Genomic DNA, 14,568 nt, shown 5'->3' on the forward strand with positions numbered 1-14,568 from the left:
ACCGCTACGGAAAATACACTTCGCTTTCACTTCCAGCACAAGTGCGACATCTGTTCAAGCTTCCTACGATCGCTTTCTCAGTGTCTTCTTTGCCGCGGGCGGCTGGTGAGCCAGGGAACTACTTGGCTAGGCTTCCTAGCCTCACTATACCTCTAAAAAGAAAAATAGTGGGAAAAATCATCCGTAAATGACTTTACCCACTAATCTTAGTATGTTTAATTATTATTTACGATCCCAAAAACGTTGTTTTGCTATTGCTGATAGATAATCCTTTCCGAAGTTTGGATTATTATTAGCAAAGACAACCCCTGCTAAATTATTATTCTGTGATGCTTTAATATAAGAAGTGGCAGTTGATGCAATACCAATTGGTTTATAATGTTTGTATTGCTCATTGATGAAATCTAGTACTCCTGAATTGAAAATAGCCTCATTTTCAGCTCTACCACCAACAACATAAATCGAGTCATATAAGACAGGATATTTTGTTTTGAACGTGCCATCCACCTTTATTTTTGTACCACCAGCACCTGTTACATAGCCAAGTTTCTCACTAATGATATCCATAAACACGACATTTTGCTTTAATAAGTTTAGTGTATTCATCACTTCACTATCATTAAACCCATCAGCAATTAAAACACCAACCTTTTGTGTATAAGCATAATGAGGTGTGTTTGCCTGACTAATTGCAGGAGATTTTTTAGTTACAGAAACATTTGTCCCTTTCGGAGGATTGACGCCAATATTGTCAGCAATAATCGTTGCCATTTCTTTATCTACGTTAACCCACATGTCGACATTTTGCTGACGAACAGATTGACTTTCTACTTTTTGTAAGTGGTAAATAAAGGTGTCGATAAGGTCATTCTTTTCAACAGATGTCAGACTGTTCCAGAATAATCGTGCTTGAGAAAAGAAATCATTGAAAGAATCACTAGGTACATCTCTAGTAATATGACCTTCCACCTTACCAGGATAATTTTTGTACCCACCTTCTTCTGGTGTTGCCTCTGAAGGGGTATTTCCAGCTAAGGAATTATTATGGTAGTGTACAGTATCTACATCAATGCGATGTCTTAAATAACTTTGTCGTAGGTTATAATTCTTTTCGTTGATAGATTTATTAACTGGTAGGTTCTCAAAATTCGCGGAATGATGTCGATGTAATTCTGTATCTCTATAAGGAAAGGCCCTGCTCTGTAATACGGGATCATTAGAGAAGTCGATACCTGGAACAAGGTTAGCTGGGTCAAAAGCAGACTGTTCTTCTTCAGCAAAGAAATTATCTACTAGTCGGTTCAATGTCATTTTACCGATAGGCTGAACCGGTATTTCTTCCTCTGGCCAAAGTTTTGTATCATCTAATACATCAAAATCATACTTAAATTCATCTTTCTCCTCAATCACCTGAATTCCTAATTCATATTCAGGATATGCGCCTTTATTTATCGCTTCCGTAATATCTCTGCGATGGAAATCTGGATCCACACCACCGATGATGTCGGCCTCTTCTAACAATAACGAATGTACGCCAAGTTTAGGTATCCATTTGAATCGAACGAATGTTGATTGACCTTGGTCATTAATTAATCGAAATGTATTAATCGGCCAACCATCCATCATGCGCCAACTTCTTGGGCGACCACGCATAGACATTAACCACATAACCATATGAGCGGATTCTTGATTGTTTGCGACATAGTCCCAAAAATTATCATGGGCTGTCGTAGCTTGGGGAATATGTGTCTTAGGGTTTGGTTTAGCAGCATGGGTAACATCCATGAATTTCATTCCATCGGCAAGAATGAAGACCGGAAATTGTAGGGCTAACATATCATAATTTCCTTCATCAGTATAAAATTTCGTTGCAAATCCACGTATATCAACGGCTGTATCTTTTGATCCTTTATTACCAATAAAGTTAGAGAAACGAACAAAAACAGGTGTTTTACGCCCGGCTTCTCCCAAAAAGTGTGCGGATGTTAAATGTTTAAGAGATTTATAGGTTTCAAACTCTCCGTAGACACCGAAACCTCTAGCATGAACAACTTTTTCTGGTATACGTTCCCGGTCAAAATGAGATTGTTTTTTATAAAAATGAAAATCCTGAAATAAAGCTGGACCTCTTCGCCCTGCTCGTAATGTCGTTTCATCATTGGAAACTTTTACACCATTATCATCCGTCATTTTCTTTCCAGGACCGGTATTTTTTCTCCGATACTGTTCTAGTTGTTCATCTTTCTTATCCTTAAATTGACGCTCCTCGTTGTTTCCTCCTGATGTATTATTATCCATAATTCACCTCTCCTATAGAATCAATCCCTAATAAATATATGCATTCGCCCTGAAATATGTACGTCATTTAGGAGAGAATTGCTTGGAAAGATTAGATTAGTAATGTTAAATATAGTATAATAGTTTTACCCTAAATTCACTCTTCTTTAATCCACTTTTGTCTTCAGTATAATCCCATGAGTACTTATTTCCATTTTAATTAGAAATGTAGGTGTTAAGAATATGAAATTAGTGTTAGCAGAAAAGCCCTCTGTAGCTAAGAATATTGCTGATGCATTAGCAATCAAAGGTAAAAAGGACGGTTATTTTGAAGGGAATCAATATATTATTACATGGGCATTTGGTCATTTGTTACAGTTGTACGATGCAAAGGATTATGATAGCAAAATGTCTAGCTGGAAACTCGATAATTTCCCCTTCATACCAGAGAAGTTTGAGTACAAAGTAAAATCGAACCCAAGGAATAGAAATCAATCGGACGGTGGCGCAAAAAAACAACTTTCTATTATACATAGATTAATGAAACGACCAGATGTGAATATGATTATATCGGCTTGTGATTATGATCGAGAAGGACAATTAATCGGTGACAGTATCATTTATCGAGCAAGACCACAAAAGCCAGTTTATCGTTTACTATTAAACGAGTGGACAAAAGAGGAAGTTTTAAAAGGTTTAGAGCATATTCAACCAAATGAAAAGTTACGTCCACTTCAAGATGCAGGCGTCAGTAGACAGTGGGCAGATTGGGTTATTGGAATAAATCTTACTTCTGTTGCAACGTTGAAGTTTCAAAAGGGAAAAGGTAAGGCACTAAACATTGGTCGTGTGCTGTTACCAACATTAAAGATTATTTATGATAGGGACTTAGAAATAGAGAATTTTGTACCAGAGGATTACTTTAAGTTACAAGCAACGTTCGAAACGGATAATGGCGAACAGTACGTTGGGACTTATGTAGAAGAGTCTGGAGATAAATTTAGTAAAAAGGAATTATTAGTTCCTATACAAGAAGTGATCCAACAAAAGCAAGCAGATATTATCGATAAGAAAGTAACCAAAAAGAAAGAATTTGCTCCGTTTCTATTCAATTTGTCCAATTTGCAAGGGTATATTACGAATAAGTATAAAGGTTGGACTTCTGATAAAGTATTAAAAGTAGCACAGTCTTTGTATGAAAAAAAGTATATCACGTACCCACGTACATCTAGTACAGCCTTAGAAGAAAGCCTAGTTGGAAAAACAGCGAGGGTTCTAAAAGCAATGACGGAGGATGTACCATATAAAGATGAAGTTCAATTTAAGAAAACGAAGCGTGTTTTTAATAATGCAAAAGTAGAGAGTCATAGTGCTATTACGCCAACATACCTCAAGCCGAAACGACTAACTGCAGATGAACAAATTGTATATCAAGCCATTAAAAACCGTTTTATTATGCAATTTATGCCAGTTGCTGAATATGAAGAGACAAAGTTAACAACAAAAGTAAGGGAAGAACGAATTCCCGGCATTTTTGCTTCAAAGGGAAAAGTACAGCTTGTTGAAGGGTGGAAAAAGGTCGAAAATATCCAGTCAAAGGATACGTTCCTACCATTCGTAGAGAAAAATCGACTCGTGCTTGTATCTGAAGCAGAAGTAACCGATCATGTTACGAAATCACCGAAACCTCATACTGAAAAAACGCTATTACGTGTAATGGAAACTTGTGGAAAAAGCTATGATGAAGAAGAAACTGACGAGGTAATGGGTGGAATATTAACAGGATTTAGTATCGGAACCCCGGCCACAAGAGCCGAGACAATTAAAAAGCTTAAAGATGTTGGCTATATAACGAGTCAAGGGAAGAACCTACATTGTACAGAACTTGGTCGGAAGTTAGTGGAGACATTTCCAGTGAAAGATTTATTTGATTTAGAGTTTACTGGACGTTTGGAAAAGACACTTTCTGATATTCAAAAAGGAAAAGTACACAAAAAGGAATTTTTAAATCTTGTTTTTACTTTCACGAATAAATCAGTTGATCTTATAAAAGGTGAAGAAGATATCATAATTAATGAGGTATCAGCAAGCAAACGTAAGACAAGGGAAGTCCTAGGAAAATGTCCCGAATGTGGAGGAAATATTGTGGAGGGGACAAAAGGATTTGGATGTAGTAACTGGAAAAAGGGATGTAAGTTTGTTATTTGGAAAAATGATAAATTCTTAGGGACAATGAAAAAGAAACCAACAAAAACGATGGTGAAAAGCTTATTGACCAATAACCGTGCCTACGTAAAAGGCTTTACAAGTAAACAAGGGAAAAAATTCAATGCCTACTTGCGTTATGAAAAGAATCCAGATAATGCATATTACAGTTGGAAAATGGAATTTAATAAATAAGGTTGGGACAACAGAAATTTACAAATGAAAATCCGAACGAATTCGAAATCCTTTCAGAGGATACAAATTCGTTCGGATTTTTGTGCTGAAAAAAGTAACTATAAATGTTGTCTATGTTGTCATATGTTATCATAAGCTCGATCGCTACGGAAATACACTTCGCTTTCCGCGGGCGGCTGGTGAGCCTCCTCGGACTTTCGTCCTGTGGGGTCTCACCTATGCCTCTGTTCCCGCAGGAGTCTACGTGTATTTCCTTCGCTAGGTTTTGCATCACTATCAATTTACCCTATGAAAACCTGACATTTAAATAATATGAGTATAATTGTTCGCCTAGAGAGCGCGTATAATTAATTATGTCCCAGACTCAATATACACTTATTCATTTGAAAGTTTTAGTACATCAAAGATTTTGAATAGTAAGCTTAAGACGATTCCGACGATTGTTGCTAAGCCCATCCCTGATAATTCAACATCTCCCCATAGTGGAAGACTTGCGCCACTAATTCCGATAACAAGGATCACACATGTTAAGATTAAATTTTGCGAGCGGTTGTAATCAACTTTAGCTTCTACCAACATTCTGATCCCACTTGCAGCGATAATTCCGAAAAGTAGCAAGGAGATACCACCCATTACTGCAGGAGGAATGGATGAGATAAGTGCTGCTAACTTCCCGACGAAAGATAGGATAATTGCTATTACTGCTGCTCCACCAATAATCCATGTAGAGTAGACACGAGTGATAGCTAAAACCCCGATATTTTCTCCATAAGTTGTATTTGGTGTGGATCCAACAAAACTTGATAGGATTGTAGAAATCCCATTACCCATTAGTGAGCGATCTAATCCTGGGTCTTTTGCTAAATCCTTTTTAACAATATTACTTGTAACAAATAGGTGTCCGATATGTTCTGGAATTAATACAAGTGCAGCTGGGATAATAACTACGATAGCTGACCAGTTAATTTCCATTTGATAGAACTGAGGTGCAGTGATCCATGCTGCCTCTTTTACTGGGTCAAAGTCAACTAATCCAAAACCTAGTGCAATTAAGTATCCTGCAACGATACCAATTAAGATAGGGATAATCTTCAAGAAACCTCGTAGTGTTACCCAACCAACGATTGTGATTCCAAGTGTTAGTAAGGATACAGTAACAACAGTAGGATCCATAGCCCAACCTGTATCAGTTCCATCAAGTGTAATTAGGCCTGCCATTTCTGCTGCAACTGGTACTAATTCGAGTCCGATTACTGCAACAATTGCCCCCATAGCAGCTGGTGGGAATAGGACATCAATCCATGAAGTGCCAACAAATTTTACAAGTAAGCCAACTAGTGTAAGAATAATTCCTACTGCTAAGAAGCCACCTAGTACGTATCCATACCCTTCAGCTCCACCATGAGTGGTCAGTACTAACGTAACAGGTGAGATAAAGGCGAAACTAGAACCGAGGTATGCTGGTATTTTTCCTTTAGTAATAAAAATATAAATCAATGTTCCGATACCATTCATTAAAAGGATCGTTGATGGATTAACTCCAAATAAAAATGGAACTAATACCGTTGATGAAAACATTGCAAATAAGTGCTGTAAACTTAATGGTAAGCTTTTTAAAAGTGGTAATCGTTCGTCAACTTGAATTTCTTCATATTTTGCCATAATCTAATCTCTCCCTTTGGTAGTATTAGGTTCACCAGTTACCGCAGTGGGAGAAAAATAAAAAACACCTTGCCATCAAAGGCAAGGTGTACACGCACGTAGAAACCATGGAAATACACTTTTCCACCATTTCTTGATAAACAGACCTAGTCTGCTCCACCTTGCCAGTCTCACGGGACTGAATTAAAGGTAACCGTATGAACTTAATTAGATATTACACAACAATATATGAATCTGTCAATATATTTTTGAAAATAATAGATAAATAGTAAACGAAATCAATAATGAAATAGTATAAAATGGAAAGACAGTACTAAAATAAGCATATGAAAAAAATAATACTATTCTTTATATGGACAATCATAATTAGTTTCCCTGGTGTGATGTATGCTGATGAGATGGTTACTGTTAAATTGAAGAACCATATCGGTGAATCAGAAACGATTAATCTGGAATTTAAAGGAGATTATTTTACATTTGATCCAACCGTTCAATTAGAGGAGGGAGTAAATTATAGTTTATCGGTTAAAGAAGGTACTCTTAGTATCCAAAAGGAGGGAGATAAGAAACAGAAGCTGAAGGGGGCCTTCATACTAATTCCATCTCAATACGATGAAGAACATCAGGTTCTAATTGATGGAAGACCTTATTTAGGAGCGATGGAATTTATTATTGAAGACGAATCCTTCATTCGTCCAGTAAATCAACTGCCATTAGAAGACTATTTGAAAGGTGTTGTTCCTTTTGAAGTGTTTTCTACATGGGGAATGGAAACATTAAAGGCACAAACATTAGCCGCTAGAACTTATGCAGTTTCCAAAATTGATCAAGTGATTGATGATACGATAAGTTATCAAGTTTATGGTGGTTACACTTGGGATGAAAAAACGACAAAAGCCGTTGAGGATACAAAGGGTGAGGTCATTACTTTCAATAATCGATTAATAGAGACATTTTATTCTGCTAGTAACGGTGGGATAACCGAAAATAATGCGAACGTGTGGGGTGGAAAAGCGATGGGATATTTTCCAATTAAAGAAGACCCATATGATCCCACACATCCTTGGGAATTTACGTTACATAAAAACCAAATTCTGCTAGAAGAAATTGATTGGACCAATCCAAATTGGTGGAATGAATTAGAAGAAAAAAATGTGGAAATTACGGATTCAATTAAAAGATGGTTGTACCGGAATGGATATTCAAATGATATTAAAGTTCTTTCTATTCCAGAGTTTGCTTTATCAGACCAACAATTGGCTTCCAAAAGAAGTATAAAAGGGTCTATTAAAGTAGAGTTCTTGTATCGTTTGTTTGAAGGAACTATTCTTTATGGTGAGGTAAGTTTGAAAGATGTAAATCTAAACCGTATTCGTCCTATGATAGGTGGAACGATATTCAAAAGTTACTTAATAGATTCCCTTACATATGAAAATGAGCAATACACGATGAAGGGGAAAGGGTATGGTCATGGTGTAGGAATGAGCCAATGGGGCGCTCACTATATGGGACAAGACGGTAAATCCTATCAGGAAATAATCGCTCACTATTATCCAGGTACTAAAATATTGGATATTTCTAGTGAAGCAATTGTTAGAGCGAAGTAAAGAAAGTCACCGTAACAGGTGGCTTTCTTTTATGAACCAGTGCAATTACTATTATTACTAGTATGAATGATATTAAGTGAATAAGAAATAATAACATATGGAGTTTTTCCTTTATGTAACACACAGTAATACCCTACTGATTGAATATTCACATATCAAGTCATTAGCAAATGCATATAAGTTTTGCTATGATGGAATTAGACAAAAGTGGTATACATTAATAACTGATAAAACTACACGATCCACCGTCAGTTCTATTTGAAAAGGAAGGAAGGATTAACATGGAACAAAACCCTAGAATTGTTGTCTTAGGTGCCGGGTATGCAGGGATGATGACAACAAAAAAACTAATGAAACAATTGCAGCCTGAAGAAGCAGAAATTGTATTAGTGAACAAGCATAATTACCATTATCAAACAACTTGGCTACATGAGGTTGCAGCAGGAACGATTAATCATAACCAAGCACGTATTATGATTAGTGACATTATTAATCCTAATCGAGTACGACTTATCTATGATTCTGTTGAGGAAATAAATAGAGATGAAAAGCGTGTTGTACTAGAAAATAGTGAACTGAGTTATGATTATCTTGTTGTTTCACTTGGTTTTGAGACGAACACATTTGGAATTAAGGGAATGGATGAACATGCCTTTTTCATTCAAGATATTGATTCCAGTCAACTTATTCGGGAACATATTGAATATCAATTTGCTCAATACAAAAATACAGGAGAAGATGACAACCAACTAACTATACTTGTTGGTGGTGGCGGTTTTACAGGGATTGAATTTGTTGGAGAATTAGCTGAAAAAGTACCAAAGCTATGTAAAAAATACGATATTGATCGCAGTAAAGCGAGAATTATAAACGTAGAGGCAGCTCCATCGATTTTACCTGGGTTTGATACAGACTTAGTTGCTTATGCTAAGAGTTCTCTGGAGAAACGCGGAGTAGAATTTATGGAAGGTGCTAAAATCCAAGCGTGTACCGAAGAAGGATTTGTTGTCGGGGATGATAATGAATTAATCCAAGCTGGTACAATTGTCTGGACTGGTGGAGTAACCGGAAACTCTGTGCTTGGTAAATCAGGATTCGAATTAACAAAAGGAAAAGTAACGGTTAATGGTGACTTACGTGCACCTGGTGAAGAGAATATTTTCATAATTGGTGATTGTGCTTGGGTTATGAATGAAAAAGAAGGTCGTCCATTCCCTCCAACTGCTCAAGCAGCAATGCAGCATGCAACAACTTGTGCAAATAATTTAAGAGCGTTACTTCGTAATGAAAGCTTACAAAACTTTGTTTTTGATGATAAAGGTACAGTTGCGTCATTAGGTGTTACCGATGCAATGGGTACAGTATTTGGAAATAAACTATATGGAAAACCAGCAGCAGCGATGAAAAAAGTTGTAGATAATCGCTATATATTCATGTTGGGTGGCCCTAAGCTATTCCTGAAAAAAGGGAAAGTACGTCCATTCTAAATTAGAGATGTTTCGCTTTTCTAATAAACGGTGAAAAGAGGGGATTGTATTTATGAGAAAAACGTTATATTGGCTGTTAACTGGACTTGCAACAATTGTTGGTTATATGCTAGCTAGTAGAAGTATGGAAAACAAAAGAGACTTTAGATAGGTAGAAAAGGCTGTCCTCACGTTAGGATAGTCCTTTTTCTTTTTAATACATGAATACGTGAGGAGGAAAGATACTAGGGGGAGGAGGGTTCAGTTATGTGGAAACGAGTTAGTATAATTATTTGTCTTATTATCATTAATCCATTATTTATAAGTGCTCAGCAGCTGGTTATAACTGATGGTGATATAAGTGAAACCATCTTACGGGATCATTTTGCTCTTTATCAAATTGATGACCATTTAATTGATGTGAATAAATTATCTTTATTATTGAAACGGTTGGATGAACAAACATTTAAGCCTCCCACGAATGCAATGATAAGTGATAATGAATCGATTATTTCAGGGAAGTCAGGTGTACGTTTAGATAAAGAGAAGTTTTTGGAGCAATTTATGCAGTTTTTTTACAGTGATCAATCGTATCAAATCAAGTTACCCAAAAAGACCGTCCATCCTCAAGTGGACAGTGAATTAATTGATGAAATTCGTAGCAAAGAAATAGGAAGGTATATTACTTATTATCGAACAAGAAATAAGGAACGATCCCATAATATTGCTTTATCTGCTGAAGCCATTAATAATTATGTCGTGCTACCAGGAAAGCGATTTTCATTTAATGAAGTAGTGGGGAAAAGGACAAAGGAAAAAGGGTATATGAGAGCACCTGTTATTGTGAAAGGAGAGCTATCAGAGGATATAGGTGGTGGTATCTGCCAAGTTTCATCCACTCTATTTAATGCTGTATTATTTAATGGTATTGAAATTGTTGAACGTTATTCTCACAGTAAAGAGGTCCCTTATGTACCACCAGGCAAGGATGCAACCGTTAGTTGGTGGGGTCCTGACTTTGTTTTCACGAATGAATTATCACATCCAATATTAATACGTGCGAAAGCAGAAAATGGGATGGTGGAGATTCGTATCTTTACTTCTGATCGTGTTCAGTTAAAAGAATAGAAGGAAGGTTTGTTCACACTAATTTTTGCCTAAACTATTTAATAGGACAATAGAAGTGTGGGAGGAATTAGTGTGAGTGAAATCAATATATTGAATTTTGAAGAGAAAGTTCAATCTGTTTCTAATGAAGCAAATAAGAAAGAATTACTCATTATCATTGATGAGTTAAAACGAAAGCATTATCCAAATGTATTAAGTAAAATTGAGAAACTTCAACAACAACATGAGGTGGGAGAAGAATTATCTAAAACGTTATCCTTGATGCAAGCAGTAAGTCATGCAGAGATTGGGGAGTTTAAAGCTTCAAGAGATATTATTTACTCCTTGTATGAGAATGCTGATTCTTCAAAAGAACTATTACTTCTTGGTGAATTGGCATATATGAGTGACTATAAATTAGCTAGACGAATTCTATCCAGTGCAGTTAAAGTAAGCGCAGAGGATAGTCAGAATCGAATAACGAAGGCTAGAATCTATTTAATTTTAGGAGAAACTGAAGAAAAACTTCAGAAGTATAAGCGTGCCATTAAGTATTTTAAGAATGGTTTAGAATACTTTAATGAACAAGAAAAACGTGATCAATACATGATTTTTTATTTGCATTTTAAAATAGGAACATTATATGCAACAATCAATGAAGCAGATGATGCAATTGAATTTCTTTCAAAAACAATTGAATTAGCAGATGAACATCAAGACAGTAATATAAAAATACATAGCCTCATCTCTTTAGCAAAAACATATGCTGATAAAGAAAAGAGTGAGAAAGTAATTTACTATTTGAAGGATGCTCTTCATTTATTAGGGGATTCACCATTGAAAGGAACATATACACATGCTGAAGCATTAACTGAAATGGGATATGCTTACTTTACTCAGTCTAAGTATGAACAAGCTATCCCGTACTATGAGCAAGCGACTAATCTTTATTGGAACCTTTCGAATCCACCTATGCGAAAATTAGGGATGATTTATATGCAATTTAGTTTTTGTTTAGAAAATCAAACGAAGCAATCAACATCAATCGCTGGGGTTCATTATGAAAAAGCCATTGACTGTTTAGAAAAAGCAAATGATGAAGAGTTACTTGAAAATGCATTAGCAGATGTCATTTCATTTTTTGAACGTACGAATAATGGGAGAAAGAAACGGTTGTTTGAAAATAAATTTGTGAACCTCACTAATCAGAAAACAAGAAATGCGTAAAAAATAAAATAAAAGAGGATCCCGGAATATTCCAGGATCCTTTTCATTATGCTTTTAGAAAGCACAACATGCAGAGATGTCTAGCGTCTGCACTTTTCTATGCTTGTTTATGAAGTTCTAATTCGAAGTTGATTTTAATATCTTCTCCAACAAGTACGCCACCAGTTTCAACAGCAACGTTCCATGTTAAACCAAATTCTTTACGGTTAATTGTAGTTTCCCCACTAATTCCAGCTACTTCATTGCCGCTCATAGGGTCTTTACTTACACCTTCTAGCACTACATTTATTGTTGCTGGTTTAGTTGTACCACGAATAGTTAAATCACCAGTTACATCATAATTATTATCAGACTTTTTCGAGATGCCAGTTGCTTTGAAAGTCATATTTGGATGATTCTCAACATCAAAGAAATCAGCAGAACGTAAATGGTTGTCACGATCTTCATTTCTTGTGTTAATGCTGTTTACATCAACTGTTACCTCAACTGTTGAATCTGAAAAATTATCAAGGTCTGCCTCGATTTTTGCATCAAATTTTTCAAAAGTTCCTTTCACCTTTGAAATCATCATATGTTTTACTGAAAAACCTAATTCACTATGTGCTGCATCTACATTCCAAACTGTTTTAGTCATTATATATTCCCTCCAAGTAATTTTTAATACGTTAGTTACTTTACGTTACCTAGTATATAATCATAAATGTCTGATGTCAAGTATTCTGGAATAATTTATTTTTAAATAATATATTTCGCAATCCGAAGTAATTTATTTCGGGTTTCCAAATATTATGAAGTGAAATATTTCCGACTTATTGTTAAAATGAAATAAGTACAATAATTGTATTTATATCCAAAAATTAAGGGAGAGATTAGATGGTTCAGACGAAGGAATATAAACAAACTTGGGATTTAGATGTTATCTTTCCAGGTGGTAGTGAATCTAAAGAGTTTCAAGCTTTTTTACATAGTGTAGAGAGTGATATCGAAAAGCTTGAAGGTTTGGTTGAGCAATTTAATCCGACCGATGCTCTTGCAAATCGCGAAACGATTGTTGAAGTTATTAATCATCTTGAAGCAACAGCTAAGAAATTACGTGAGTCGTTCGCATTTATTAGTTGTTTGAGTGCACAAAATGTAAAAGATTCACATGCTAGTTTACTAGTAGCAAAACGTAGTGCACTAAGAGCTAAAATGAGTGCAGTAGAAACAACCCTTGATGAAAAAATAGTTTCTATTGATGATGAAGCATGGGAAGAACTTTTAAAAGATGATACATTGTCAGAATTATCATTTGTCTTAAATGAGACTAGAACAAAAACAAAAGAACTTTTATCTGGAGACCAAGAAGTATTGATTAATGACTTGGCTGTAGATGGTTACCATGCATGGGGACAAATGTATGAAACAATTGTAGGGAAAATGGAAGTAGAAATTGAAGAAGATGGAAAGGTTAATTCTTATTCAGTTGGACAGGCGTCGAATAAATTAAGTAATTCAGACCGTAACGTTAGAAAGCATGTATTTGAACAAATGGGTAAAGCATGGGCTGAAAATGAGGATTTATTTGGTCAAACATTAAATCACTTAGCAGGTTTCCGTCTTCAAAAATATAAACATCGTGGATGGGATAATGTTCTAAAAGAACCATTAGACATTAATCGCATGGAAGAAAAAACACTTAACGCAATGTGGACAGCAATCACTAATAGTAAACCACATTTTGTAAAATACTTAGAAAAGAAAGCTGAACTACTTGGTATTGATAAGTTAAGCATGTACGATGTGAATGCTCCTATTTCAAAATCTGAGAAAAAATCTACGTATACAGAAGGGGCAAACTTTATTGTTGAGCAGTTCCGTAAGTTTAGTCCAAAGATGGCAGATTTTGCTCAAATGGCATTTGAAAAACGTTGGATTGAGGCAGAAGATCGTTCTGGTAAACGACCTGGTGGATTCTGTACAAGCTTCCCACATAGTGAACAAACACGTATTTTCATGACATATTCTGGTACAACATCTAACATATCAACGCTTGCTCATGAGTTAGGACATGCATATCACCAACATGTTATGAATGATATTCATGGTCTAAATCAAGGCTATGCGATGAACGTAGCAGAAACAGCATCTACGTTTGCTGAGATGATAGTTGCTGATGCTGCAGTAAAAAATGCAAAAACAAAAGAAGAAAAACAAGCACTGTTAGAAGATAAAATCAAACGTAGTGTGGCATTCTTCATGAATATTCATTCCCGTTTCTTATTCGAGACTCGTTTCTATGAAGAAAGAAAACAAGGAATGGTTTCTACTAATCGATTAAATGAACTTATGGTTGAAGCACAAAAAGAAGCATATTGTGAAGCTTTAGATGAATATGATCCAAACTTCTGGGCATCAAAACTACACTTCCATATTACTGGTGTACCGTTCTATAACTTCCCGTACACGTTTGGATATCTATTTAGTCTTGGTATTTATGCTCATGCATTAGAACAAGGTGGAAACTTTGAAGATGATTACATTGCGTTGTTGCGTGATACTGGTAGTATGAAAGTGGAAGATTTAGCGAAGAAACACTTAAATGTTGATTTAACACAACCAGAATTCTGGGAAAATGCAATCGCATTATGTGTGAAAGATGTTGAGGAGTTCTTGGCACTATAAGAGTTTGATTTTCCTATTTAAGATGATACTGGAATATAACTAGCGTCAGTATAATATCCATCGCTACGGAAATACACTTCGCTTTCCGCGGGCGGCTGGTGAGCCAGGGAACTACTTGGTTAGGCTTCCTAGCACCCTTGCGCTGAGGAAGCCCACTG

At 35.8% G+C, this 14,568-nt stretch carries 9 protein-coding genes; 6 read left to right on the top strand and 3 right to left on the bottom strand.

Translation table 11 applies throughout. From position 1 onward, the window contains the following. Positions 1-222: 222 nt before the first annotated feature. Positions 223-2,298, bottom strand: coding sequence for a catalase (locus BUB12_RS15760; RefSeq protein WP_072891867.1), 2,076 nt, complete (start codon positions 2,296-2,298; stop codon positions 223-225). A gap of 222 nt (positions 2,299-2,520) precedes the next feature. Here BUB12_RS15760 and BUB12_RS15765 point away from each other — a divergent pair, with 222 nt between their 5' ends. After that, positions 2,521-4,677 carry a type IA DNA topoisomerase gene (locus BUB12_RS15765; protein ID WP_072891868.1) on the top strand — a complete coding sequence of 719 codons (2,157 nt, stop codon included), beginning with the start codon at positions 2,521-2,523 and terminating at the stop codon, positions 4,675-4,677. A gap of 375 nt (positions 4,678-5,052) precedes the next feature. On the opposite strand, the gene uraA is transcribed toward BUB12_RS15765, so the two are convergent. Then, positions 5,053-6,339, bottom strand: coding sequence for a uracil permease (uraA, locus tag BUB12_RS15770; RefSeq protein WP_072891869.1), 1,287 nt, complete (start codon positions 6,337-6,339; stop codon positions 5,053-5,055). Between the two features lie 326 nt (positions 6,340-6,665). On the opposite strand from uraA, the gene BUB12_RS15775 reads away from it, so the two are divergent. From BUB12_RS15775 to BUB12_RS15790, 4 genes are all read left to right on the top strand, one after another. After that, positions 6,666-7,946 carry a SpoIID/LytB domain-containing protein gene (locus BUB12_RS15775; RefSeq protein ID WP_072891870.1) on the top strand — a complete coding sequence of 427 codons (1,281 nt, stop codon included), beginning with the start codon at positions 6,666-6,668 and terminating at the stop codon, positions 7,944-7,946. A 281-nt stretch (positions 7,947-8,227) separates the two neighbouring features. After that, positions 8,228-9,433: an NAD(P)/FAD-dependent oxidoreductase gene (locus tag BUB12_RS15780; RefSeq protein WP_072891871.1), complete on the top strand. Its 1,206-nt coding sequence runs from the start codon at positions 8,228-8,230 to the stop codon at positions 9,431-9,433. A 246-nt stretch (positions 9,434-9,679) separates the two neighbouring features. Next, on the top strand, positions 9,680-10,540 hold the full coding sequence (locus BUB12_RS15785) for a VanW family protein (protein ID WP_072891872.1): 861 nt from the start codon (positions 9,680-9,682) through the stop codon (positions 10,538-10,540). Between the two features lie 72 nt (positions 10,541-10,612). Further along, positions 10,613-11,746, top strand: coding sequence for a tetratricopeptide repeat protein (locus BUB12_RS15790; RefSeq protein WP_072891873.1), 1,134 nt, complete (start codon positions 10,613-10,615; stop codon positions 11,744-11,746). 97 nt (positions 11,747-11,843) lie between these two features. Here the strand turns inward: BUB12_RS15790 and BUB12_RS15795 are convergent, their stop codons facing one another. Beyond that, a complete protein-coding gene (locus BUB12_RS15795; RefSeq protein ID WP_072891874.1) occupies positions 11,844-12,380 on the bottom strand; it encodes a YceI family protein in 537 nt (178 codons plus the stop codon). Between the two features lie 239 nt (positions 12,381-12,619). Between BUB12_RS15795 and BUB12_RS15800 the strand changes: the two genes are divergently transcribed. Continuing rightward, positions 12,620-14,410, top strand: coding sequence for a M3 family oligoendopeptidase (locus BUB12_RS15800; RefSeq protein ID WP_072891875.1), 1,791 nt, complete (start codon positions 12,620-12,622; stop codon positions 14,408-14,410). The last annotated feature ends 158 nt before the right edge of the window (positions 14,411-14,568 follow it).

Origin of the sequence: Ornithinibacillus halophilus, from assembly GCF_900129485.1 — a bacterium.
In the GTDB taxonomy this organism is placed as follows: Bacteria; Bacillota; Bacilli; order Bacillales; family Amphibacillaceae; genus Ornithinibacillus; species Ornithinibacillus halophilus.

What these genes read in the sequence shown, in the direction of transcription:
- BUB12_RS15760 (WP_072891867.1), bottom strand. Translation starts at nt 2,298, where the DNA reads ATGGATAATAATACATCAGGAGGAAACAACGAGGAGCGTCAATTTAAG.
- BUB12_RS15765 (WP_072891868.1), top strand. Translation starts at nt 2,521, where the DNA reads ATGAAATTAGTGTTAGCAGAAAAGCCCTCTGTAGCTAAGAATATTGCT.
- uraA (WP_072891869.1), bottom strand. Translation starts at nt 6,339, where the DNA reads ATGGCAAAATATGAAGAAATTCAAGTTGACGAACGATTACCACTTTTA.
- BUB12_RS15775 (WP_072891870.1), top strand. Translation starts at nt 6,666, where the DNA reads ATGAAAAAAATAATACTATTCTTTATATGGACAATCATAATTAGTTTC.
- BUB12_RS15780 (WP_072891871.1), top strand. Translation starts at nt 8,228, where the DNA reads ATGGAACAAAACCCTAGAATTGTTGTCTTAGGTGCCGGGTATGCAGGG.
- BUB12_RS15785 (WP_072891872.1), top strand. Translation starts at nt 9,680, where the DNA reads ATGTGGAAACGAGTTAGTATAATTATTTGTCTTATTATCATTAATCCA.
- BUB12_RS15795 (WP_072891874.1), bottom strand. Translation starts at nt 12,380, where the DNA reads ATGACTAAAACAGTTTGGAATGTAGATGCAGCACATAGTGAATTAGGT.
- BUB12_RS15800 (WP_072891875.1), top strand. Translation starts at nt 12,620, where the DNA reads ATGGTTCAGACGAAGGAATATAAACAAACTTGGGATTTAGATGTTATC.